We start from the raw sequence: 23157 nt of genomic DNA on the forward strand, positions 1-23157 counted from the left end.
TCGGAATATGAGCCACGGTACGCTGTGATTATGGCTACCAAGACCCCGGCAGAACTCATTTCCGCGCTTCAGGCCGGCTACACCTTCAGCGGTTCATCTATCGCGCTGGGCGCGGCCATGATCGACGGCGAAATTCACCCCGAAGCTCAAGTCTCCCTACCGCTAGCCATGATGAACCGGCACGGGCTCGTTGCCGGCGCTACAGGCACCGGCAAAACCGTCACGCTGCACATGATCGCCGAACAGCTCTCCACCGCTGGCGTCCCGGTCTTTATGGCCGACATCAAAGGCGATCTCACCGGCCTAACCACTGCCGCAGAGGGAAGCGAGAAGCTCACGGCCCGCACCCAGGCCTTGGGTCAGCAATGGGAATCGAAGGCGTTCCCCGTGGAGTTCCTCGCCCTGGGCGGCAATGGCAATGGCGTCCCTGTGCGTGCCACCATCACTTCCTTTGGCCCCATCCTGTTGGCCCGCGTCCTAGACCTGAACGAAACGCAGGAATCCAGCCTGCAGCTCGTGTTCCATTACGCGGACACGAAGGGCCTGGAACTTTACGATCTGAAAGATCTGCGCGCCGTCATCCAATTCCTCACTTCCGACGAGGGCAAGGCGGACCTGAAGGACCTGGGCGGCCTGTCCAAAGCCACGGCCGGCGTCATCCTGCGTAACCTGATCACCCTCGACGCCCAAGGCATGGGCGAGTTCTTTGGCATGCCCGAGTTCGACACCGCCGAGCTGCTGCGCACGGCCCCCGACGGCCGCGGCGTCATCACTTGCCTGGAACTGCCCAGCATCCAAGACAAGCCGCTGCTGTTCTCCACCTTCCTCATGTGGCTGCTGGCCGATTTGTTCCGCGATCTGCCCGAGATTGGCGACGCCGACAAACCCAAGCTGGTGTTCTTCTTCGACGAAGCGCACCTGCTGTTCAACGGCGCCAGCAAGGCATTCCTGAACGCCATCACCCAGACGGTCCGGCTCATTCGTTCCAAGGGCGTGGGCATCTTCTTTGTCACCCAGACCCCCAAGGACGTCCCGGCCGATGTCCTGGCCCAGCTGGCCAACCGCGTCCAGCACGCCCTTCGTGCCTTCACTCCCGAGGACGCCAAGGCGCTCAAGGCCACGGTCTCCACGTTCCCCATCAACGATTACGATCTTGAGGAAGTGCTGACCAGCGCCGGCATTGGTGAGGCCGTGGTCACGGTCATGAATGAAAATGGCGCCCCGACCCCGGTGGCCCTGACCCGTCTGCGCGCCCCCGGTTCCGTCATGGGGCCCAGCTCCGATGCGACCATCAAGGCCGTTATCGCCGCCTCAGCGCTGCTGCCCACCTATGGGACCGCCGTCGACCCGGTCTCCGCCTATGAGACGTTGCAGGCCCCCACCGCTACTGCCGCCCCTACACCGAGCACCGGACCGGCCGTGGGCACCCCGCTGCCACCACCGCCGCCTCCCGTTGCGCTTCCTGCTCCCGCGAACGACGGCGGCATCGCCTCAGACGTCATCGGCGCCTTGGGTGGGGCTTTGGGCGGCGGACTGAAAAGCATGGTCCGTTCCATGGGCTCCTCCCTTGGCCGTAATCTGATGCGCGACATCTTCGGGACAGCGCCTCGAAAACGCCGTCGCTAACCGGCGGGCAGAGGAGACAGCATGAGCGTTAGTCAAGAACCCCGGGTTCATGCTCCAGCTCCCAGAGCCGGTACAGTTGACGGCGTGAAGAACGGGACCAAACTCATCAAGATCGCTGCCATCTGGCTGTTGATCTTCCTGCTCGGTATCGCCGCGTCCATCGTGACCATCTCCATGGTCAACGCCAAGGATTTTGGCCCCGAAAAGACCGTGGCCAACTACTTGGCTGCCCTAAAAGCAGGCGACGGCGCTACAGCACTTGGCCTCTCGCAAGCCAAGGTGCCCGGCGCCAATGCGGCAGCCTTGGACGGCGAAGCCTTAGCAAAATCTCAAGAGGCTTTGAAAGATGTCAGCATCGCCGAAGCCGTGCCCGCCCCCGATGACCAGAAGAAAGTCACTGTTAATTACAAGGTTGGCGATACCGCGCTGAGCACAGATTTCCTGCTCGCTCCGGGCGAGAAGCACTGGCTGTTCTTTGACAGCTGGACCATGGTTCCAACCACCTTGCCTGTCATCAACGCCTCGGTGGTCAACGCCAATCAGGCCAGCATCAACGGCGCTGACGCCAACATGCCCGATGGCAGTAACACCTTTGCCGTGTTCTACCCCGGTAGCTACGAGATGGAGTACCGTTCGCCTCTCTTTGCCGCTCCCCCAGTGACTCGCACCGTCACGGCGGCCGGTGAATCAAATGCCACGGTGAGCCTCGCAACAGGACCCACCAGCGATCTCCTGTCCCAAGTTGACGGCACCATCCGCAAATACTTGGACGCCTGCGCCAAGCAAGCGGTGTTGATGCCTACCGGGTGCCCCATGACCGCTGAAACCAACAACCGGGTAGTCTCCCCGGTGAAATGGTCCATTGTGGAATACCCACCCATCGCCATCTCACCGTTTGGTGGTCAGTGGGTTGTGGCACCGCTGAATGTAAAGGCTCAGGTGGAATACGAGGAGCAGGACCTTTTCACGGGTCTGATCTCCCCCGTCAAACAGCCCAAGAATTTTGGCTTCACGGCCAAGCTGACCATCACGGGTAACAACGTGGTGGTCACCCCGGTGGTGGAGTACTAGAACTCCCGATTCAGCTGATACGCGGGTGAGCCTGGCTGGCGGCCAACACCACGTCCAATTTGGTCTTCATGGTGCACTTGAGTAGGTCGTTGGCCACGGCGCTGGAGTCGAAGAGCTCGGGCATCCGCAAGCTGATTAGCGTGTTCATCAGCATGCCCTGGGCCAGGAAGTCCGATGCGTGCTGGGCGCCTAGGCCGGCCTCATCGCGCACCAGCTCATAGAGAGCCAGGAAGCCATCCCGGGCACGCGGACCAATGACCGGCTCATGGCCGGAGACAAACGACTGCATCAGTAGCAACAGGATCCCGCGGTCTTGAATCAAGTCAGCGTAAGCACGGCCCATCAGGCCTGCAAGATGCCCGCCACGGGTGTCATCCATGGATGGTTCGAGGGCGGCCACCTCGGTGGTGAGCTGACCGGCGTCGTACTCGGAAATTACGGCACGGAACGTCACGAACAGTTTGCCCATCGCCCTGTCCATCGCCTCAAGGAAGAGATTTTCCTTGGTGCCGAACATGCGCACCGCATAGGGCTGGCTGATGCCGGTGGCCGATCCCGCCGAGGCTGCGGCCCAAACTGCCCGGGCGACTATCCTGAGCGTATAGCCGCCCCGGTAGAGACGCTCGCGCAGGGACACGCAGGGATGTGCGCAGGTAAATTTCGTCTCACACTGCAGCGCTTAAATGAGTAGCTCCGGGAGATCAATGATCTTCCCGGAGCTACTCATTTGTGGCCCTGCGTCAGCGCTAGAGTCCGCGCAGGTCCAGCGCCAGTTCCGAGACTCCTTCTGCGTTCAGCAGTACCGGAATGCCCCAGTCCTGCTGGTACAGGTGGCACGCGGCATGGTCCGGGATTTCACCATTGGCGTCTTCTGGGCCGTCGCAGGCTGCGGCACGGGCGGTCAAGTGCAGAACTCCCTCAGGAACGTCGGCTGCAAGTACCAGCGTCCGCTGCAGGCCCACGGAGGTTCCGCCACCGCTGATCAACAGTTCCGGCGGCGTGGAGGAAACCTTCAACTGGGTGGGGTCACCCCAGCGGTCATCAAGCTTTTGTCCTGTCGGCGCGGAGAAGTTGATGGTCAGCTGCAATTCGCCCGGAGCCACATCGGTCTTGGGGCGCTGCGTCTGAACAGCACCCTCATCAACCTGCAACGCGTTCTTGGGCAGAGGAAGGCGAATCAGCTGGTGCTGGTTGGACTCAACCACAATGAGCAACGGCACCTCGCCAGTTTCATCCAGCAAGACATCGCTAGGTTCAGCCAGACCGCGAGCCAAGGTACTGACAGTCTTGGTGGCCGGATCGTAGCGACGCACAGCACCGTTGTAAGTGTCCGCAATAGCTACCGAACCATCAGGCAGCACGGCAACTCCCAAGGGGTGCTGCAGACGCGCCTGATCGGCCTCGCCATCACGGAAACCGAAGTCAAAGAGCCCCTCGCCGATGGCCGTCTCAACACTCGCCGTTATGACTCCTGCTTCCCCGTCGCTCGCGAACTTCAGAACACGCAAGGCGGAGGTTTCCGAATCAGCTACCCAGATATTGCCTTGGGCATCTTCGGTGAGTCCGGAAGGCTGGGCAAACCAAGCCTGATCGGCCGGCCCGTCCAACAATCCCTCGAGACCATTGCCAGCCACCACGGTGACCGCACCGCTAGACGGATCAAAGTCAAAGATCTGGTGGGTCCCAGCCATGGCGATAACCACCGTCTTCAGCACTGTTGAATAGGCAACATCCCACGGCGAAGAAAGCGCGACCTCTAGCGGCGCGGTGCCGAGGAACGTCTCAGAGGCTGCTGCGCCGTCGTCGTTCACTCGGGCAGGGCCCGCCTCCAAGAGGCGCTGGACGCCGTTGCCGGCAAGGGTGCGCACGGCGCCGGTGGCCAAGGTGACTCCGCGGAGGCGGTGGTTTACCGAGTCAGCCACGACGACGTCGTAGCCCACCGCGGCGGCCAGCTCAGCCGGGAGCAGGGCCAGTCCGTGAGGTTCGTTGAACTGTGCATCCTCGGCCGCGCCGTCAAGGTAGCCCTTGGTGCCGGAGCCAATGGTGCGAACAACGGTAGCCAGATCAGGGCCCGTTTCCACGAGGCGGTGATGGCCGGTGTCCGAGACCAGGAAGTTGCCCGTGGCTAATGGCAGGACCTTACCGGGGAAACGCAGGTCACGGGACACCGGTTCCGGGGCAACGTACGGGCCGTCACCGCGGTGCAAGGTGCCCTTGGCCTCGTGTTCGGCGATCAGCTCAGGAATGAACGAGGCCAAGCCAGCAGCATGGCCCTCACCTGACATGTGCGCCACGATGTAGCCTTCGGGGTCCACAACCACCAGCGTGGGCCAGGCCCGGGCCGAGTATGCCTGCCAGGTGACCAGCTCGGGGTCATCCAGAACTGGGTGGTGAATCTCGTAACGCTCAACGGCCGCGGCCAGGGCAACGGGGTCAGCTTCGTGCTCGAACTTGGGCGAATGCACACCGACCGTCACCAAGACGTCCTTGTATTCCTCTTCCAAGGGGCGCAGCTCATCAAGAACGTGCAGGCAGTTGATGCAGCAGAAGGTCCAGAAATCCAGCAGCACGATCTTGCCGCGCAGCTTCTCCAGGTTCAGCTCCACACCACCGGTGTTCAACCAGCCGCGGCCTTCAAGCTCAGAGGCCCTGACCCTGACAGACTTGGCTGCGGCAGGGGTGGTTTTCGTTGCGGAATCCACTAGTTCGCTTCTCCTTGCGATCTGGCCGGGTTCTCCGGCTCACGAGTTTTACTGTCTTCGGTGTTACTAGTCTTACTGCTACTGTTCTTGCTGCTCTTGCTGTTCTTACCGTCTTCGGCGACACCTGCGGTGTTGCCGGCTGCGCCTTGTTCGGAGCGTTCCTGCGTGTGATGCAGATGCGGCAATGCCGGTCCACGGCCCGATTGCGCCATGGCATTATCACGGGCCGCCAGTTGGGCGAACATGTCATTGTAAGCGCCCAATTCGGCGTCCTTATTCCTGTCGGCCGCCCGGTCCTTGCGTTTAGTCTCGCGCGCATCGGACTTTGCCCACATATAGGCCACTCCCAGGGCGATCATGAGGGTGGGGAACTCTCCCACACCCCAAGCGATGCCGCCGGCGGTTTGCTGATCAACCAGAGCCCCATCACCCCAGGGCCGGCCCATGTTGCCGAAGTACTCCCCGGAGAGCAGCCCCGTGGCCATCATGAGCGAGACACCGAAGAAGGCGTGGAACGCCATAGTGGCCAGCAGTAGCAGCAGACGCAGCGGGTAGGGAGCTCGGGTGGGGAGCGGGTCGGCGCCAATCATGCTCTGCACGAAGATGTAGCCAGTGAGCGAGAAGTGGATGATCATCAGCTCGTGACCGACATGGTATTTCATGGCCAAGTTGAACGCTGGGGAGTAGTAGAACAGGATCAGGCTGCCGGAGAAGTTTGCGGCAGCGAAGAGCGGGTGCGTGATGACCTTGGAATACCGGGAGTGTACGAGCACCAGGATCCATTCACGGATCCCACGAGAACCGTCCCTGCGGGGTGTTAGTGCCTGCAAGGCAAGTGAAATGGGCGATCCCAGAGCGAGGAACAGCGGCGCAATGGCCATCAACGCCATGTGCTCTACCATGTGGGCGCTGAACGTGACGGCACCGTACACGGCCGGGCCACCGGAGGTGATGTAGACCAGCGCCAGCAGACCAACGAACCACGAAGCGCTGCGTAGCACCGACCATTTGTCACCGCGTTTGCGCAGCTTCATGATCCCCATGAGGTAGGCGGCGCCAGCCAAGACGGCAAAGAACACCCACAGCCAGTCCATCCGCCATTCCGTGAACCAACGGGAAAACTCAAGCTCCGGGGGCAGCGGGTAGCCAGTGAGGATCTGCGCAGGCGTCAGGGCTGTCGCGGACAACTCGCGTGACTGTGGTGGGGCGGATCGACCCAGGCCAACGGCAATGCCGCTGACAATGCCCATGACTAGCAGTTCAACAAAAATGAGTTGCCACAGCAGGCGGCGGGTCTTCCCGTTCTCCTTCTTGCCGCCCTCAAGGCGCGGAATGATCCATTCCCGGTGCATGTAGCCAATGACGCCTAGGACAACAGTGGCAGCAAACTTCGCCAGAATCAGTTGTCCGTAGGAGGAGTAGAAGAGATCGTGCCAGTTGGTGATGCGGATGGCACCGTTGATGATGCCGGAACCTGCAACTGCCACGAAAGCGAAGAGTGCCAAGGCGGAGAAACGTTTGAGAGTTTGGGCCGTGATCTTGCCCAAAACACCCGAAACAACCACCAGAACGATGATGCCACCCACCCAGAATGAGGCTCCGGTGATGTGCAGGAACAGAGAGTTCACAGCACCCTTATGATCGGCGCTAGAGGCCGAATGCCCGATCAGGGCTTGTGGGACAAAAGAGAGCATTGCCAGCACCAGCGGCACGGCCAAGGCGCTGATGTTGCGCAGCCCAAATGCCAGTGTGGTGACCACTGCGGCAACAATGGTGATGGTCAGCCAGGCTTGCCCCACGGGCAGCTCCGTCATAAAGAACACCAGCATGTTGGTGTATTCACTGTTACCGGTCAATGGGAGTCCGGAAATACTGGAATATGTCAGTACCAGCACGGCGATCGCGGAGATGGTCCAGACCCCGCCAGCCACCATGGCGAGCGTCATGGCCCGGGTAAAGGCAGGATGCTCGGGGACAGCTTTGCGCTTGGCAGCGTCTTCTTGTTGCCGACCGGAGTGCGGTCGGTGTTGCTTGAGATCCTTGGGCAGGATGACCACGGCGAACACGAGGGCACCAATGACCGAGGACAATGCCAAGTTGTGGATGGTGGTGGCCAACGGCAGGCCCCATCGTGTGAATGCCCCCGGATCGGCCAGTAGCTGGACGGCTGTGGCGCCTGTCCACAGGAGCGCCAGCACCACTGCGGCCATAGCTGTCGCGAGTCCGAGCCACCACCAATAGCTGGGAATTCCGTTGTCAAAAGTACCTCCGCGGGATGGCGCAGAGGTACGGACGGTGGTGGCGGGGGCAGAGTCTACGGGTGGCACCCCTCTATTCTCCTGCACCCAGTGAACATCGGGCGAATCAGGGATCTCACAGGAAAGCGCAAGAAGACCCCAGCAGAGCCTTGAAGAGTCAGGAGTGGACCTCCAGCACCGAGGCTGCCGTGCCTGCTACTGCACAGTGCTGAGATAAAAGCAGGGACAATGCGGAGAAAAATTCCAGACTCAGTGATGGCCCAAAAGGTGCTGGCCTAAAAGCTGACTTAAAAGCTTGAAGGCGGCCAGCTGATGCCGACCGCCTTCAAAGGAACTGTGAAGAAATTACTTCTTGACAGCAGCCTTCAGCTTGGAGCCAGCGGAGAGCTTCACGCTGTGGCCTGCTGCGATCTGGATGGTCTCGCCGGTCTGCGGGTTACGGCCGGTGCGTGCTGCACGGTCGGTGCGCTCGATGGAGAGCCAGCCCGGGATGGTGATCTTTTCGCCGGCTGCAACGGAGCTCTCGAAAACGGAGAAGAGCGCATCCAAAACAGCGTTTACTGCGGTCTGGCTGGTCTCAGCCTTTGCAGCAACTTCAGCAACCAATTCGCTACGGTTCTTAGCCATGTTTGTCCTCCTGGACGTAAAGTGAATCCAATTCCACGCGGTTGCGTGTCAACCACTGCTAGCGAACTTACCAGCAATTCCGCGGGAATCCGGCAAATTTGCCCTATTTTTGACGCAAATTTCCCGGATTCTAGGGTTATTTCGCTCTCAGCCGACACACTCGGGGCCAATTTGGGATCATTTCGGGCTGTTCACCCCGTCCCGTCGACACGGGCTGCGGCTCTTGAGACCGCCGTCGGGCACAGCGAAGGGTGAGGATTCCGGCGTCGCAGCTTAGGGAATGCCGCATCTTAGACAATGCTGCAGGAAATGGGCGCCGACGCGACAGTAACTCTCGCAATAACGGCTCATCCAGCGCGAGACACCACAGAAATTCCTGGACCTGGACAAGCTCGAGCAGCGGGCCCGGCAAAAGGGCAGCAAAAAGGGCGGTAACCCGAAGGTCACCGCCCTATTTACAACCGGAAATCAGTGATTACCAGCTGGACTTCTTGATACCGGGCAGTTCGCCAGCGTGTGCCATCTTGCGGAAGCGTACACGGGAGATGCCGAACTTCTGGAGCGTTCCACGGGGACGGCCGTCAATGGCGTCGCGGTTACGAACACGTACCGGCGATGCGTTGCGGGGGAGCTTCTGCAGGCCCAGGCGGGCCGCTTCGCGCTCTTCGTCGGTGGAGGTAGGGCTAACGAGGGCCTTCTTCAGGGCGAGACGCTTTTCGGCGTAACGCTCGACGATAACCTTGCGCTGCTCGTTCTTCGCGATCATGGACTTCTTAGCCATAGTCTTAGCGCTCCTCTCGGAATTCGACGTGCTGACGGATCTTGGGATCGTACTTCTTCAGAACCAAACGGTCCGGAGTGTTACGACGGTTCTTACGAGTTACGTACGTGAAACCAGTGCCCGCGGTGCTCTTGAGCTTGATGATCGGACGTACGTCCTTGTCTTTTGCCACTAGAGCTTCACCCCACGAGCGAGAATTTCTGCGACGACAGCGTCAATGCCGCGAACGTCGATGGTCTTGATGCCCTTGACGGAAAGCTGCAACGTAACGTTGCGGCGCAAGGACGGAACCCAGTAGCGCTTCTTCTGGATATTCGGATCGAACCGACGCTTGTTGCGGCGGTGCGAGTGCGAAATGCTATGTCCGAAGCCCGGCTCGGCTCCAGTCACCTGGCAATGAGCTGCCATGATCACTCCTAATAAATGTATGAATACGGTTCACTGGTGTAAACCGTGCGAGAAGGCAGCGTCCGCCCTTGGACAGCATGATTCCCCGCCGTCATTTACATGATGATGAGGAGGTGACCGTCCGGCGAATACCCGAATGCACGCAACTTGAGCCCCTAACTACCGGCCCGCGGGAGGATAATCACCGCAAACCGGAGCAATTGCACACGCTCCGCGCTACCTAGCGCCTAACCAGTCTAGATGCAAGGGAGCGATTAACCCTAATTGGCCCATATCATGCCCTGCATTAAACACACACGCAGGGCGTGAAAGATGTTTTCGCGCCCCGCCTGTGCGTCCCCCAATGGCTCCGCACTGATTCTTTTCTGTATTCTCACTGCGCCGTCACTGCGTGGAACCCCACGAATGCACAACTGAATGCGCGACGCCGTCCCGCCAGTCCCAGCCCCTTGGCAGCTTCCAGCCGCTCAGATCTGGCCGTTAGTTTGGGAAGCTAAGTTGCGGAGCTTAGGAAGAAAAACTGAGCTCGATGGGCCAGATTCCACGAATATCGTGGTGAGCCGCCCCCGGTAGCTGCGCCTCCGAGCCGTTTCCCACAGCAACCAAACCGTGCTGCTGCGTTTGCTTTTGCTGCGGCGCCGAGTATCCAGACTCGAGATTTATCCCTTGTCCAGACTCCATCGCAGCTCCACCAAATAAGGCTCCACCAAATAAGACCATTTCCTGTTCCTCCCCCAACGCTCCCCCACTGTTTCCCCATGGGGTTTTTCGCAATGCCATTGCTTCGAGGTTACGGATGGGTCGGTAGCAATACATCGGTAGTTACTACGTATCTTTAGGGACCGAGCTCTTGGGGGTCGAGGTCCGCCGAGCTCTTGGGGGTCGAGGTCCGCCGAGCTCTTGGGGGTCGAGGTTCGCCGAGCTTTTGGGGATCCGGGCGGCTTCTAGACCAGCGGATTCTGGGCCAGCGGCTTCTAGACCAGCGGGGATCGCAGGCTTGGCCAGCGTGCGCTCAAGTTATCGCCCGAAGAGACCCCACGCAGTCGTCGACTGACCCACGGGCCCACATATTCTTTGGTCCAGGCGGCGTTGTCTTTGAGGGTCTCGCTGGTGGTGCGTACGGGGATGGGCGGGAGATCCGGCATGGGGAGGCGCGCGGTTTCACCGAGTTGTTCCAGCACACGGTTGGCCATGTTGATGTGGCCCGGTGTGGACATGTGCATGCGGTCGATCCCCCACAGGCGCCAGTCGTTGTACTCGCGGAACCGCCAGTAGTCCACGAGCTCGGCGCCGTGGGTCTCGGCAACTTCACGGACCAGTTCGTTGTAGACGGCGGTGCGGCCGCGAATGCTGGCGAAGACCTTTGACGAGCTGGCGTCATAGCCGGTGAAGATCAGGACGCGGGCGCCGGTGGCTGCCAGCTTGGCGATGCCCTCGGAATACGAAGCAACCATGGCGTCGATATCCACCTTGGGCCGCAGAATATCGTTGACGCCGGAGTAGATGGTGACGAGCGTGGGATTCAGGGTCACGGCGGCATCGATTTGCTCGCTCAGGATCTGCTTCATTTTCTTGCCGCGGATGGCCAAATTTGCGTAGCCCCAGGATTGCTCCGGGTGCGCCAGTGCGAGTTGTTCGGCCACCCTGTCCGCCCAACCGCGAACTTGGTTGGGTCGTGTATGGTCGGTGTCGCCCAGACCTTCGGTAAACGAATCGCCTAATGCCACGTACCGTGCTGAAAATTCCACGCCTACTCCTTGCCGCCAGCAGTCCCGACCGCCTCCAGGTGGCGCACGCCGTTGATGCGTGCCGCTGCCCAAAAGTGGCCGGATTTATGTACGCCAAGTCTATGTCCGGATCAAGACCGGACTGATCCGGAGCCATGTGAAGCATCGGGGACCGCTTTAGGAAGCCAGTTCCAGCTCTTCGCCGGCTGCGATGAGGGCCGCATAGGCGCCTCCCGCAGCTGCCAAGTTCTGTGGTGTTCCCACCTCAGCGAGTATCCCGCCTTCCAGTACGGCCAGCTGATCGGCGTCCTCCACGGTGGAGAGCCGGTGGGCGATGGTCAGGGTGGTGCGCCCTGTTGACAGGTGGTCCAGTGCAAGCTGAACGGCGGCTTCGGTGGTGTTATCCAGGGCCGAGGTGGCCTCATCGAGTACCAGTACTCTCGGGTTTCGCAGAATGGTCCGGGCAATGGCCAGCCGCTGCTGCTCTCCTCCGGAGAAGCGGTGACCGCGGGCACCCACCAGAGTGTCCAACCCATCTGGCAATCCGGCCACAAGGTCTGCGATTTGTGCAGAAGCCAGGGCCTTCCAGAGAGTTGCATCGTCGGCATCCGGTGCCGCCAGCAGTAGGTTTTCGCGGATGGAGGCGTGGACCAAATAACTTTCCTGGGACACCACGCCCACAATGCGGGCCAGTACCTCGGGGGCAATTTCGCGTACATCCACGCCGTCAATCGTGACGCGGCCGGCGGTGACATCGTGAAGTCGCGGCAGCAACGCACCCAGCGTCGACTTGCCGGAACCGGTGGGGCCCACCACGGCGGTTGTGGTGCCGGCGGGAAGCGCAAGGTCGATTCCGCGCAGAACGTCCCTCCCGTCGTCGTACGCGAAATGGATGTTTTCAAAGCGGACCTCGCCACGCACCGTGGACGGGTCCAAGGGGACGGGGTTTTCCGGGGCAGTGATGTCCGGGACCAGGTCGAGGTATTCAAAGATGCGGCTGAACAGGGCCATGGCCGTGACCCATTGGACGCCGAGGTTCAGCAGGCCCATGATGGGGCGGAAAATGGTGGCTTGCAGGGCGGTGAATGCCACGATGGTACCGATGCTCATGGTGTTTCCGGGCAGTCCGCCGGCAAAATAAATCAGCGCCGGGATGGCAGAGAAGATGATGCCCATGGTGGCCATCCGCCAGCGGCCGGCCAGCTGCGAGCGCAGTTCCAGCCCAATGAGGCGTTCGGAACTTTCGGTGTAGCGGGTGGCGTCGCGGTCGGTGGTGCCGAGGGTTTTGGCGAGCCGGACCCCGGAGATACTCAGCCCCTCCTCCACATAGGTGTTCATGGTGGCGAGTTCGGCCTGCATGGTTGAGGTGATGTCGCGGCGCAGCAGGGCCACGCGGCGGGAAAACCAGACGGCCGGCGGGATGACGATCAGCGAAAGCAGCGCAAGTTTCGGGGACAGGACCACCATGGCCACGGCTGTGCCAACGGCGGTGGTGACGTTGGATGCCACGCCCGTTGCGGTTGAGGTGATGACCGATTGCATGCCGGAAATATCGTTGTTCAGGCGCGATTGCACCTCACCGCTGCGAGTGCGGGTGAAGAAGGCGAGCGATTGTTTTTGCAGGTGCGTGAAGAGCCTGGTGCGCAGGGTGTGCATGATCCGTTGGCCCATTTTGGTGGTCATCCACGTCTGCACCACGCCGATCAGGGCGGTGGCGGCGGCAACGGCGATCATGGCGATCGCCAGCCACGCCAGCAGCGGGACGTCCTTGGTGGGCAGCGCGGTATCGATGATGCTGCGGACCAGGAATGGTTGCGCCAGGCTGATGACGCTGGATGCGGTAATAAGAAGTACGACGACGGCTATTCTCACCTTGTGCGGTGCGAACAGTGCAACGATGCGTTTGAAGCTGACCGGGTGGCGCTTGATCTGCTGCTTGTCGGCCGGGTTTACGCGGGTGGGGCCGCGACCCTTGTGCTCTTGGGAGCCGCGAGAGTCTGATGAGCCGGAACTGTCACGGCCGGGTTTTTGTTTTTGTATGCGGATGCTCTCCGTCATGGGCGCCACCTCCAATGGTGTGCGGGGTGCGGGACTCGCACCAACTAATACAGAGGTTACCTCACTATGTGGTTACGTGTCAATAGTGAGTATGCTTAGTGCATGGCTTCCCTTGATGGCACGGCTTCCCCGGACAGTACGACTTCCCACGACGATGCGCCCGAGCTCGGCGAACTTTTTCACGCGGCTTTTCGCGGATTGCGGCGCACCTGGGCCGAACAACTCGCCCCGTGGGAGCTGACCCCGCATCAGTGGCGTGCGCTGATGACACTCAATCGGCACAGTCACGGCCACAACCCCAGCGCCACTCACAGCCACACTCCCAGCGACTGCGGCCCCGATTGCAACACCGGCGATGTTCGGCTCAAGGATCTAGCCGAGCGCCTGCGCATTGCACCGCGCTCGGCCACCGAAGTGGTCGACCAGCTGGAGGCCAAAGGATTGGTCCGCCGCGACGCTGATCCCTCGGACCGACGGGCAACGCTCATTGTCCCCACGGATGCCGGGCGCCAACTGTTTACCGAGGTGCAGGCCGAACGCCGGGATAAATCCAAGGAATATTTTGGCCGACTCAACGCAGAAGACCAAAGCGAACTGGCGCGGATCCTCTCCCAGCTCCGCGACTAGCCAGAGCGCACCCGGCGAGCCGGGCCGGGCCGGACCGATCAGCTCAGCTCGGCTCAGCCGGGCAGCTCAGCTCAGATCAGGTCAGCCATGGCCGCTGTACGGACCACCATTTTGCCCGTGTTGGCGCCGCGCATCATGCCTAGGAACGCGTCCACTGCATGATCGATCCCGTCGACCACTGTTTCATCGAAGGCGATCTCCCCAGCTGCAAACCATTTGCTCATGTTCGCATTGAACTCAGGAGCGAGGTCAAGGTAGCTGCCCAGGGTGAAGCCCTTGAGCGAGAGGCCGCGGGTGATCATATTGGCCATATTGTCCGGACCCACCTTGCGGTCAGTGACGTTGTAGCCGGCAATGGCACCACACAGGGCAGCCCTGCCGCCGGGGTTGAAGACATCGAGCGCAGCCTCAAGGTGATCGCCGCCAACATTGTCGAAGAAGACGTCAATGCCCTCCGGCGCAGCGGCTGCGAGCAGCTCACGCACAGGCCCGGACTTGTAGTTGAATGCTTCGTCGTAGCCGTACTTTTCCTTCAGCAGGGCCACCTTCTCGTCACTACCAGCGGATCCAATGACGCGGCTGGCGCCCATGAGTCGGGCGATCTGGCCAGCGGCACTACCAACGGCTCCGGCTGCACCGGAAATAAAGACCGTGTCACCGGCTTTCAGGCCCGCGATCGCACTCAGACCAACGTAGGCGGTCAAGCCCGTCATACCAAGAATGCCCAGGTACACCGACAGTGGCACGCCGGGAATTTCCGGAACAATCCTGAACCCGACAGCATCTTCTTGGACAACATCGCGCCAGCCGAACTGGTGCAGCACCACCGAACCTACCGGAATACTTTCGCTCGTCGACTCGATAACTCGCCCGATGGCACCGCCAGTCATCGTTTCCCCCAGAGCGTAGGGTGCTGCGTAGCTCTTCGCGTCGCTCATGCGGCCGCGCATGTACGGGTCTACGGAGATGTACTCATTGACCACGCGAAGCTGATCTGGCCCCAGCTCGCCTAGCTCTACCCGCGCGGTGGTGAAATCGGCGGCAGTGGGCCAGCCAATGGGGCGGGCGGCGAGTTGGATTTGGGTGCTGACAGTGGTGGACATGGCGTGAACTCCCTTGGTGGTGCGAAAGTGTCTGCGCGGCATTTTCACACCGCGTGTGAACTATTATGGAATGAGTAATCCACTATATAGTGGACTGATCGATTCACAAAGTGAGGGGCTCACTTGGGACGCATGCAAACGTTTGATACGGACGATGCAGTTCGCTCTGCGCGGGCAGTTTTTTGGGAGCGCGGTTACGAGGAGGCTTCTCTCCCTGAGCTTGAGCGTGCCACGGGACTGAGCCGGTCCAGCATTTATCATGCCTTTGGCAACAAGCGCGGGCTTTTTGATGCTGCTGTGGCCAGTTATCTCCGCGAGATCATCCGCCCACGACTTCAGCCTTTGGCGGACGCCAATGTGGCCCCGGACGCGCTCACTAACTATTTCACCGGCCTGCGCCAAGCACTGAGTCAAGCCGATTCGCTGCAGTCCCACAGCGGCTGCCTGCTCCTGAATGCGGCCGGCGCGCCGATTTCGAACGAGACCGCCGTCAGCCAAGCCATCGCTGGATATCGGGAAGAGTTAAAGAGTGCGCTAGGCCGCGGTGCCGCTGCCCTTCACCCAGAAATGGACGACGGCGCCCGCCTCCAGTTGGCCACGGTGCTCAGCTCTCTAGTGATCGCAGCCATGACCTTGTCCCGCATCGATAACGCTCAGGCGCTGGCCACCTTGGACACAGCATTAGCGCTACTGCAGGGCTAAAAAGGCTATCCCAGCTATGGCACGTTTTTAGCGAACGCTAACACAGCAAATGCTGCGGCTCCTGTAGTCAGGGCTGCACTCAGGCATATTGCGGGCTGCTACGAAGCCTTGGACGATCCGTCGATATTAACCATCCACGGCACGCCAAACTTGTCCGTCAGCAGGCCAAAGGTGTCACCCCACGGCGCTTTCGTCAGAGGCTCGGCCACTGTTGCGCCGTCGAGCAGTCCGGCCCACCAGCCGCGCAGCACAGCCTCGTCGTCACCAGAGAGGCAAACACTGGAATTAGCTCCAAGTTCCATTGAATTGGGCACATCCGCTCCCATGATGACCACATCGTGGTCTCCGGACACCATGCCATGCATGATTTTTCCGGACTCGGCGGGGTCTTCAAACATACTAAATTCTGCGTACGTACTCATCGCTAGCGTGCCACCAAAGACGGACTGATAGAACTCCAACGCAGCCTTAGCAGTGTCACGAAAGTTCAGATACGGGGTAAGACGGACCGTCATGGCATTTCTCCTGGCGTCAGGCACTGATCACGGATGGGATAAGTGAAAGTATCCACCGATCCACCCCACATGTCAGCAGTTTCCCGAGGGTGATTGTGCGAAAAGCATGTGCAAAAAAGCTTCCGCCGCCGCGCAGCAATTTCTGCTACGACAGCGCTTGCCCCTTGCGCCAGTAGCCCATGAACGCCACAGCATTCCTGTCCATGCCCACATCGCGCACCAGGTAGCGGCGTAGGTCGCGAATGGCGGCAGCCTCTCCGGCGATCCAGGCATACAGGCCGTGGCCGGCAGTGCCAACCGGGGTCTCCCACAGGATAGAGGCGTCAATATCTACCTCTTCAGGCTCCTCGCCCACATCGCATGCCGCCGGGGCAATGAGCGATCGCACCGCTTCGGACAAGGCCTCACCGTGAACCATGCCGCCCCGAGCAAGCCACAGGATTTCAACGTTGGCTGGCGTGGAGATGTCCAGAAAATCCGCGGCCGCGGGAACTTCCAGCACGGCCTGACCGCTGATATGCGGTGGCAGGGTTTCCAAAATGGCGGCAATGGCAGGAACTGCCGTCTCATCTCCCACGAGCAGTACGCGTTCTGCTTCGCCGGGCGCAAACTCGATGCCCAAGCAGTCGCCCCAGCGCGCGCAAGGACCAACTAGCAGCAGAGCATCCCCCACTACAGCGGAGGCGGCCCACTCGGCGGCAGGCCCCGATCCGCCGTCCAGGTGCAACACAAAGTCAATGTCCATCTCCGCCGGGACAGCAGGGGAATGCTCCGAGGCAGGAACGGCGCGGCGCAGGCTACGGACGGTGTAGGTGCGCATTACCCCACGCACCGATTCATCCAGTCCACGCCACGTTTGGTACCAGTCATCCTGCAGCGAGCCGCGAATATTGCTGAACTCCGGCAGCGCATAGCCCGGCGAGGGAATCATGATCTTAACGCGCAGATCCAGGGTTTCACCCTCAGCGTTAGAACCAAACAAATCAAGGTCCGGGCCAGTGAGGGTGATGCGCCGGAAATGCTCACTCAACCGCTGCACGGCACTGACCTGCAGATCAAAGACCCGCATGGGCTTGATCGGATCCGCCTCAAGAGCCGCGACCATAGCGGCCTCATTTTCCAAGATTGCCGAGCTCATGCCTGTACTCCTTCTACTACGGAAAATTCGGTTGCGAACAATTCTGATGCGGGCGGCTCTGAGATAGCTAAGCGTTGCGCCGCGGCGTCAGCCAACAGCGCCGCCCGGCGCCCCACCGGCACCACCATGGGCGTGCCCACCACAGGATCGGGCACCACCACCGATTCGAGCCCGAATACTTCTTGCACCAGTTCGGCGGTCAGCACCTCGGCCGGGGCACCTTGCGCCACAATGTCGCCGTGCTTCATGGCAATCAAATGGTCGGCGTAGCGCGCGGCCAAATTCAGGTCATGCAGCACGATGGCCACCGTGATGCCGCGCCGGGCGTTGAGCTCGGAGACCACATCAAGCACCTCCACCTGATGTGCCAGATCCAGGTAGGTGGTGGGCTCATCCAGCAGCAACACATCAGTTTCCTGCGCCAGAGCCATGGCAATCCAGACCCGTTGCCGTTGCCCGCCGGAGAGCTCGTCAATACTTCGATTGGCCAGCTCGGCCGTGCCGGTGACGTTCAGCGCGGCGGCCACGGCGTCGTCGTCGGCCGGGGTCCACTGGCGGAACCAGCCCTGGTGGGGACTGCGGCCGCGCCCCACAAGATCGGCCACGCTAATGCCGTCCGGCGCCGTGGGCGTCTGCGGCAGGATGCCGAGTTTGCGGGCCAGATCTCGGGTGGGCACCTTGTGGATGTCGGTCCCATTGAGATGGACGACGCCGGCACTTGGCTTAAGCAGCCGGGCCAAGCCGCGCAGCAAGGTGGATTTGCCGCAGGCATTGGCGCCCACAATGATGGTCACCTTGCCCGCAGGCAGTTCGACGTCGAGGTTCTCCACGATGTGCCGTTCCCCATAAGCCAGGGACAGCCCGCGGGCTGACAGTGTTGCATCACGCGTGCTGTCAGTGGGTTTCGATGCACTTTTGGTCATCTCAGCCTCCTTGGTTGGCGCGGTTGGATGAAATCAGCAGCCAGAGCAGGAAGGGTGCGCCCAGCGCTCCCGTGACGACTCCGACAGGAAGTGAGGTTCCCGGGATGGCGTTGACTGCCATGAAATTTGCGGCCAGCACAATGGCGGCACCCACCAGTGCCGACAGCGGCAGGCTGGCAGCTCCCCCGTTGAGGCGTTTGGCAATGGGTCCCGAGAGGAATGCCACGAAGGCGATGGGCCCGGCGGCTGCCGTGGGCAGGGCTGCCAGGAGCACGCCCATGATTGTCAGCAGCCCGCGGGCGCGCGAAACACTGAAACCAAGTCCGGCCGCGGTGTCGTCACCCAGGGACAGCCCGCGCAAATCCCGAGACCCGGCGGCGGTGAACGGCACCAGCACCAGCAGCGCCACGGCCAGGATGGCGACCCGTTCCCAGTTGGCCGAGTTCAGCGAGCCCGTCAGCCACACCATGATCTCCTGGGCGCTGGTCGTGTCAGCCCGGGACAGCAGGAACGTGACGGCGGCCTGCATGAAGGCGGCTGCACCAATGCCAATGAGGATCAGCCCGGTGCCGCCGCGACCGCGTGCCAGCATGGTGATGAGCAGCGCCACGGCCAGCGCCCCAATGATCGCGGCCACGGAGATTCCTGCGCCGCGGACACCGAACAGCACGATGGCGGCAACGGCCGTGGCACTGGCACCGTAGCTGATGCCGATGATGTCCGGGCTGGCGAGCGGATTGCGCAGCATTGTCTGGAAGATGGCCCCGGCCACGCCGAAGGAGGCCCCGGCCAGCAGACCCAGGATCGCCTGCGGCAGCTTATTTTCCATGACGATGAAGCTCGCACCGGGAATGTTTTCCCCGCCGAGCATGGCGAGGAAGTCGGGGATGGTGACGGTGTAGCTTCCCAGCAGGACGTTCACGGCAAGCAAGGCGAAGACCAGCAGTCCCATGCCACCCATGATGAAGGTTCGACGGCGGCGCGGGGCCTTGCGCTGTTCGCGCACCCAGGCGCCGGTTGCCTGAGGCAGCGCTGCCTTGGGCAGCGCTGGTTTGGGCATGGTGTTTTTCTCCAGCAGGCTCACAGTTCCGCCTGCTTTCCGCGCCGCACCACGGCAATGAAGATCGGGGCGCCCATCATGGCCGCCAAAATCCCGGCCGGTACTTCGCCGGGGAGCAGGATCACGCGCCCGAGAATGTCGGCCAGCAGCAAAATCACCGGGGCCGCCAGCAGTGACAAGGGCAGCAGCCAGCGGTAGTCGGGGCCCACAAGGCCGCGCAGCAGGTGCGGGACAACCAGTCCGATAAAGGCGATGGGCCCGGCCAGTGCGGTGGCCGAGCCACACAGCAGCACAATGCCCACCGCAGAGATTGCCCGTCCCAGTCCGGGGCGCTGCCCCAAACCGCGGGCCATGTCGTCACCCAGGGCCAAGGTGTTCAGGAGCCGCCCGGAGCACAGCAGAATGATGGCGCCAAGAAGCACGAACGGCAGCACGGAAAGGACGGAGTCCCACGATTTCCCGGCGAGCGCGCCCACCTGCCAGCTGCGGAACAGTTCCAGGGAGTCCTGGCTGGTGACCAGCATGGCACTCATGAGCGAGCCCATCCCCGCGGCCATCGCAGCCCCGGCCAGGGCAAGCTTCACGGGGGTTGCCCCGGAGCGTCCTAGGCTGGCCACCGCATAAACCACGACGGCGGCGACTGCACTGCCGCCGAAGGCAAACCACAGGTAGCTGGAGACGCCTGCCGCGCCAAAGAAGAAGATGCCTGCCACCACTGCCAGTGCGGCTCCGGCGTTGATCCCCAAGATGCCGGGATCCGCAAGGGGGTTGCGCGCAACGCCCTGCATGGAGGTGCCGGCCAGGCCCAGCGACAGGCCAACCACCAGACCGGCAACGGTGCGCACCATGCGCGAGGACACCACTGCGTGATCTCCATTGGCCGGGTCAAAGTTGAACACGGCCTCCACCACCGTGAACAGTGAAATGTTGCGGGCGCCCACAGCCAGCGACAACAGTGCGACTAGGACCAGGACGGCAGCCAGCACCACCAGCCACGCGAGGCGGCGGCGGTTGCTGAACGTCCGCACCCCGGACGTCATGCCCTTGCCTTCGGGTGCAGCATTCCTGACCCCGGGCTCAACCAAGGAACCCGACTTGCGGGTGTCCCGGGTGGCCCCGGCGGCAGCGGAGGATGGCAGCGAAGCCGTTTCCGGCGTCGAGCCTCCCCTCGCAACAGCTGGTGCGCTTGTCACTGGCGGCTTCCTTAGGCCTTGTCCGCTGCGGCGCCGAGCAGGGGCAGGAACTTGTCCAGCGTCCACGGCAGGCTCAGCGGGGAGGAGGCGGAGATGGACAGCGTGAGGGTGTTGTCGGAGTCGGTGACAAAGGCGCCCTTTTTGACGGCAGGGATCTGGCCCAGCAGAGGGTCTTTCACGATCGCGTCCTTGGCCTTCTCATCGGCCACCCAACTGACAAACACCTGGGAATCGAGTTCATTGGCCTTCTCGGCGGACCAGGGCAGGTAGAAGGCATCGACGCCCTTTTCCGCCGCAACGATGACCGGCGCCAGCTCCATTCCGATGCTGGTGAGGAACTTGGGCCGGTTGTCGCCGGAGGTAAAGACGGAGACGGCTTCTGCGGCGCCGGGGTCCAGATTGCCGTAGATGAAGGTCTTGCTCTTGATGGACGGGTACTTTGCGGCCTGGTCCTCGATGGTCTTTTCGGTGGCTGTGATGAGGTCCTTGGCGGCAGCGGACTTGCCCAGTGCCGCGCCGATCATGGTGGTTGAATCCTGCCATGAGGTGCCGTAGGCGGTCTCCGGGAAGGCGATGACGGGGGCGATCTTGCTGAGCTTGTCATAGTCTTCCTGCTTCAGACCCGAGTAGGCGGCCAGGATGATGTCCGGGGTGGTCTTGGCGATCTCGGTGAAGTTGATGCCGTCGACTTCCGAGTACTGGGCCGGGGCCTTCGCACTGCCAATGGCTGCGCCAGCCTTTTCCAAGGCTGCGTCCTTCCACGGGGTTGAACCCTGAGCGTTTCCGCCCCAGTCGTTCTTGGGCATGCCCACGGGGATGACACCCAAGGCAATGGCAACGTCGTCGTTGACCCAGGACACCGTGGCGACGCGCTGCGGGGCTTTTTCGATGACTGTTTCGCCGTAAATGTGCTTGATGGTGACAGGGAAAGTGTCAGTCGAGGCCTGCGTCGTCTGGGCATCCGAACCGCCAGTGGTGCCCGTGGAGCAGCCCGCAAGGCCAACTCCCAATGCTGCTACCGAAGCAAACAGACCCAACTTCAAACCCTGACGACGTGAAAATTCCAATGTGTTTCCTAACGGTGACCCCAGCGAACACTTACCTCAGTTAGGCAAGCCTTAGCTACGTTACGGCATTAAAGCCTCATTAGGGAACGTTTTGCTGCCCTATTTGACGTTTGCCGCCATAGTCTTAGGCGACGGGGCCGGAAAAATCAGGAAATTCACAGCCGAAATGTGGTCAGCATCACCTTTTCGAGGTGCTACCCGTGGCCACCTAGGGCTGCGCTGGTGGGCGGAGTGTCCAGTGTTGCTCATCCAAGCCCCGGACTAGCTTTCGACCCACGCGAGCAAGGTCCGCCACATCGTCACCGTTCAGCTGATCGAAGATGAGCTCCCGCACAGATTCCACATGCGCAGGAGCCAAGCCTTGAATTAGCTTCACGCCGAGCTCGGTAATGGCGGTCTGCGTCACGCGTGCATCGTCGGCATGAACTGAGCGCTGCACCAATCCGCGTGAGTGGAGCTTCTTTGCCACATGGGAAAGTCTCGAAAGTGACGCGCTAGTCCTGGCGGCGAGCTCGCTCATCGGCAGGATGCCGCCCTCCGCCTCGGACAGCATCGCAAGCACGTTGTACTCAAAAAGTGACAACTTGGCAGCCTGTTGGAGTGGGGCTTCCAAGGCTCCGGGCAGCAAAGTGGTGATGGCAAGCACCGCCAACCATGCGGAGCGTTCTTCGTCATTTAGCCAGCGCGGTTCCAACTCAGTCATGGCGCCATCTTTTCATGAATCCGAGTAGAGCCGAGGGACTTGGACATTTTTACTTGACACTTCAATCAAATATGCTTACGCTTTAGTTGTAGCTTCAAGTAAACGACTTCCAGCCATTCATTAGAAAGCAGGACCATCATGAACACCATCACCATCATCGGTACCGGAAACATGGCACGCGGCATTGCAACCCGAGCCCTTGCTGCTGGACGTAGCGTTGAACTTTTGAACCGCGACGCCGACAAGGCAGCCGCCGTGGCCGCAGAGCTCGGTACGAACGTCACCTCGGGCACCGTTGGCCAGGCCCCCGCCGGCGACATCGTGGTGTTGGCACTGCCGTTCGATGCCGCCAAGGAAGTTGTTACCTCCTACGGCGCCGCACTGGCCGGCAAGACCGTTGTTGACATCACCAACCCGGTGAACTTCGAGACCTTCGATTCCCTAGTTGTTGCCCCCGGCACCTCTGCCGCTGAAGAAATCGCCGCACTGACCCCCGGCAATGTGGTCAAAGCCTTCAACACCACGTTCGCTGGTGCCTTGATTGCCGGCGAAACGGAAGGCCAGATCCTCGATGGCTTCATTGCTGGCGACAACGCCGATGCAACAGCAGCCGTAGCCTCACTCATGACCGACGGCGGCATGCGCCCCATCGTGGTTGGTGCACTCAAGCGCTCACGCGAACTGGAAGGCTTCCAGTTCTTGGTCATGACCCTCCAGGCCAACCCCGCCTTCGAAACCTTCAACTGGAACACCGGCCTGAAGATCGTCGGCTAATCCCCACTCGCCGGCCCGATAAATCGCTGGCGCGATTTCCCGGGAACCTGGCGAGCGTGGGCCCATCCGGTTCCAGCACATGAACTGAAAAAAG

Annotated in this window: 23 protein-coding genes; 5 read left to right on the forward strand and 18 right to left on the reverse strand. The window is 61.3% G+C overall.

The annotated features are described in order from the left end of the window. The first annotated feature begins 30 nt into the window (after positions 1–30). Both AB0O97_RS02320 and AB0O97_RS02325 read left to right on the forward strand, forming a co-directional pair. Positions 31–1626, forward strand: a complete 1596-nt coding sequence (locus AB0O97_RS02320; RefSeq protein ID WP_363879466.1) for a helicase HerA-like domain-containing protein — start codon at positions 31–33, stop codon at positions 1624–1626. A 21-nt stretch (positions 1627–1647) separates the two neighbouring features. Further along, positions 1648–2697 (forward strand): hypothetical protein, encoded by a 1050-nt coding sequence (locus AB0O97_RS02325; protein ID WP_363879469.1) that lies wholly within the window; start codon positions 1648–1650, stop codon positions 2695–2697. 10 nt (positions 2698–2707) lie between these two features. Here the strand turns inward: AB0O97_RS02325 and AB0O97_RS02330 are convergent, their stop codons facing one another. The 10 genes from AB0O97_RS02330 to AB0O97_RS02375 all read right to left on the reverse strand — a co-directional run bounded on the left by AB0O97_RS02330 (position 2708) and on the right by AB0O97_RS02375 (position 13258). Continuing rightward, entirely contained in the window at positions 2708–3334 is a 627-nt protein-coding gene (locus tag AB0O97_RS02330; protein WP_363879472.1) for a TetR/AcrR family transcriptional regulator, read from the reverse strand. A 109-nt stretch (positions 3335–3443) separates the two neighbouring features. Beyond that, complete coding sequence (locus AB0O97_RS02335; RefSeq protein WP_363843678.1) at positions 3444–5399, reverse strand: NHL domain-containing thioredoxin family protein; 1956 nt, start codon at positions 5397–5399, stop codon at positions 3444–3446. Next, positions 5399–7609, reverse strand: coding sequence for a cytochrome c oxidase assembly protein (locus AB0O97_RS02340; RefSeq protein WP_363843965.1), 2211 nt, complete (start codon positions 7607–7609; stop codon positions 5399–5401). Before AB0O97_RS02340 ends, AB0O97_RS02335 begins: the two co-directional genes overlap by 1 nt. 393 nt (positions 7610–8002) lie before the next feature. Continuing rightward, on the reverse strand, positions 8003–8284 hold the full coding sequence (locus AB0O97_RS02345; protein ID WP_363843681.1) for an HU family DNA-binding protein: 282 nt from the start codon (positions 8282–8284) through the stop codon (positions 8003–8005). Positions 8285–8759: 475 nt separating this feature from the next. Then, positions 8760–9065 (reverse strand): 30S ribosomal protein S14, encoded by a 306-nt coding sequence (rpsN, locus tag AB0O97_RS02350; protein ID WP_062285947.1) that lies wholly within the window; start codon positions 9063–9065, stop codon positions 8760–8762. A gap of 4 nt (positions 9066–9069) precedes the next feature. Further along, positions 9070–9237, reverse strand: coding sequence for a 50S ribosomal protein L33 (rpmG, locus tag AB0O97_RS02355; protein ID WP_044574616.1), 168 nt, complete (start codon positions 9235–9237; stop codon positions 9070–9072). Continuing rightward, complete coding sequence (rpmB, locus tag AB0O97_RS02360) at positions 9237–9473, reverse strand: 50S ribosomal protein L28 (RefSeq protein WP_038465685.1); 237 nt, start codon at positions 9471–9473, stop codon at positions 9237–9239. The genes rpmG and rpmB overlap by 1 nt, the downstream gene beginning before the upstream one ends. A gap of 507 nt (positions 9474–9980) precedes the next feature. Next, positions 9981–10253: a hypothetical protein gene (locus tag AB0O97_RS02365; protein WP_363879475.1), complete on the reverse strand. Its 273-nt coding sequence runs from the start codon at positions 10251–10253 to the stop codon at positions 9981–9983. Between the two features lie 194 nt (positions 10254–10447). After that, positions 10448–11221 (reverse strand): SGNH/GDSL hydrolase family protein, encoded by a 774-nt coding sequence (locus tag AB0O97_RS02370; protein ID WP_363843686.1) that lies wholly within the window; start codon positions 11219–11221, stop codon positions 10448–10450. 156 nt (positions 11222–11377) lie between these two features. Beyond that, the gene (locus tag AB0O97_RS02375) at positions 11378–13258 is read right to left on the reverse strand and encodes an ABC transporter ATP-binding protein (RefSeq protein WP_363879478.1); all 1881 of its coding nucleotides are present in this window, start codon (positions 13256–13258) and stop codon (positions 11378–11380) included. Between the two features lie 102 nt (positions 13259–13360). Here AB0O97_RS02375 and AB0O97_RS02380 point away from each other — a divergent pair, with 102 nt between their 5' ends. Beyond that, positions 13361–13885: a MarR family transcriptional regulator gene (locus AB0O97_RS02380; RefSeq protein ID WP_363879481.1), complete on the forward strand. Its 525-nt coding sequence runs from the start codon at positions 13361–13363 to the stop codon at positions 13883–13885. Between the two features lie 71 nt (positions 13886–13956). Here the strand turns inward: AB0O97_RS02380 and AB0O97_RS02385 are convergent, their stop codons facing one another. After that, the gene (locus AB0O97_RS02385) at positions 13957–14988 is read right to left on the reverse strand and encodes an NADP-dependent oxidoreductase (protein ID WP_363879484.1); all 1032 of its coding nucleotides are present in this window, start codon (positions 14986–14988) and stop codon (positions 13957–13959) included. Positions 14989–15120: 132 nt separating this feature from the next. Between AB0O97_RS02385 and AB0O97_RS02390 the strand changes: the two genes are divergently transcribed. Beyond that, positions 15121–15690 carry a helix-turn-helix domain-containing protein gene (locus AB0O97_RS02390; RefSeq protein ID WP_363879487.1) on the forward strand — a complete coding sequence of 190 codons (570 nt, stop codon included), beginning with the start codon at positions 15121–15123 and terminating at the stop codon, positions 15688–15690. 98 nt (positions 15691–15788) lie between these two features. Here the strand turns inward: AB0O97_RS02390 and AB0O97_RS02395 are convergent, their stop codons facing one another. From AB0O97_RS02395 to AB0O97_RS02425, 7 genes are all read right to left on the reverse strand, one after another. Then, on the reverse strand, positions 15789–16205 hold the full coding sequence (locus tag AB0O97_RS02395) for a VOC family protein (RefSeq protein ID WP_363879490.1): 417 nt from the start codon (positions 16203–16205) through the stop codon (positions 15789–15791). 145 nt (positions 16206–16350) lie between these two features. Next, positions 16351–17343 carry a siderophore-interacting protein gene (locus AB0O97_RS02400; RefSeq protein ID WP_363879493.1) on the reverse strand — a complete coding sequence of 331 codons (993 nt, stop codon included), beginning with the start codon at positions 17341–17343 and terminating at the stop codon, positions 16351–16353. Then, entirely contained in the window at positions 17340–18266 is a 927-nt protein-coding gene (locus tag AB0O97_RS02405) for an ABC transporter ATP-binding protein (RefSeq protein WP_363879496.1), read from the reverse strand. The genes AB0O97_RS02400 and AB0O97_RS02405 overlap by 4 nt, the downstream gene beginning before the upstream one ends. A gap of 1 nt (position 18267) precedes the next feature. Beyond that, positions 18268–19227 carry an iron chelate uptake ABC transporter family permease subunit gene (locus AB0O97_RS02410; RefSeq protein WP_363879664.1) on the reverse strand — a complete coding sequence of 320 codons (960 nt, stop codon included), beginning with the start codon at positions 19225–19227 and terminating at the stop codon, positions 18268–18270. A 119-nt stretch (positions 19228–19346) separates the two neighbouring features. Further along, the gene (locus AB0O97_RS02415; RefSeq protein WP_363879668.1) at positions 19347–20366 is read right to left on the reverse strand and encodes an iron ABC transporter permease; all 1020 of its coding nucleotides are present in this window, start codon (positions 20364–20366) and stop codon (positions 19347–19349) included. A gap of 164 nt (positions 20367–20530) precedes the next feature. Beyond that, entirely contained in the window at positions 20531–21586 is a 1056-nt protein-coding gene (locus tag AB0O97_RS02420; protein WP_363879500.1) for an ABC transporter substrate-binding protein, read from the reverse strand. Between the two features lie 208 nt (positions 21587–21794). Then, the gene (locus AB0O97_RS02425; protein WP_363879502.1) at positions 21795–22289 is read right to left on the reverse strand and encodes a MarR family transcriptional regulator; all 495 of its coding nucleotides are present in this window, start codon (positions 22287–22289) and stop codon (positions 21795–21797) included. A gap of 138 nt (positions 22290–22427) precedes the next feature. Here AB0O97_RS02425 and AB0O97_RS02430 point away from each other — a divergent pair, with 138 nt between their 5' ends. After that, positions 22428–23063: an NAD(P)-binding domain-containing protein gene (locus AB0O97_RS02430; protein ID WP_363879505.1), complete on the forward strand. Its 636-nt coding sequence runs from the start codon at positions 22428–22430 to the stop codon at positions 23061–23063. The last annotated feature ends 94 nt before the right edge of the window (positions 23064–23157 follow it).

Origin of the sequence: Specibacter sp. NPDC078692, from assembly GCF_040686835.1 — a bacterium.
Classification (GTDB): domain Bacteria; phylum Actinomycetota; class Actinomycetes; order Actinomycetales; family Micrococcaceae; genus Specibacter.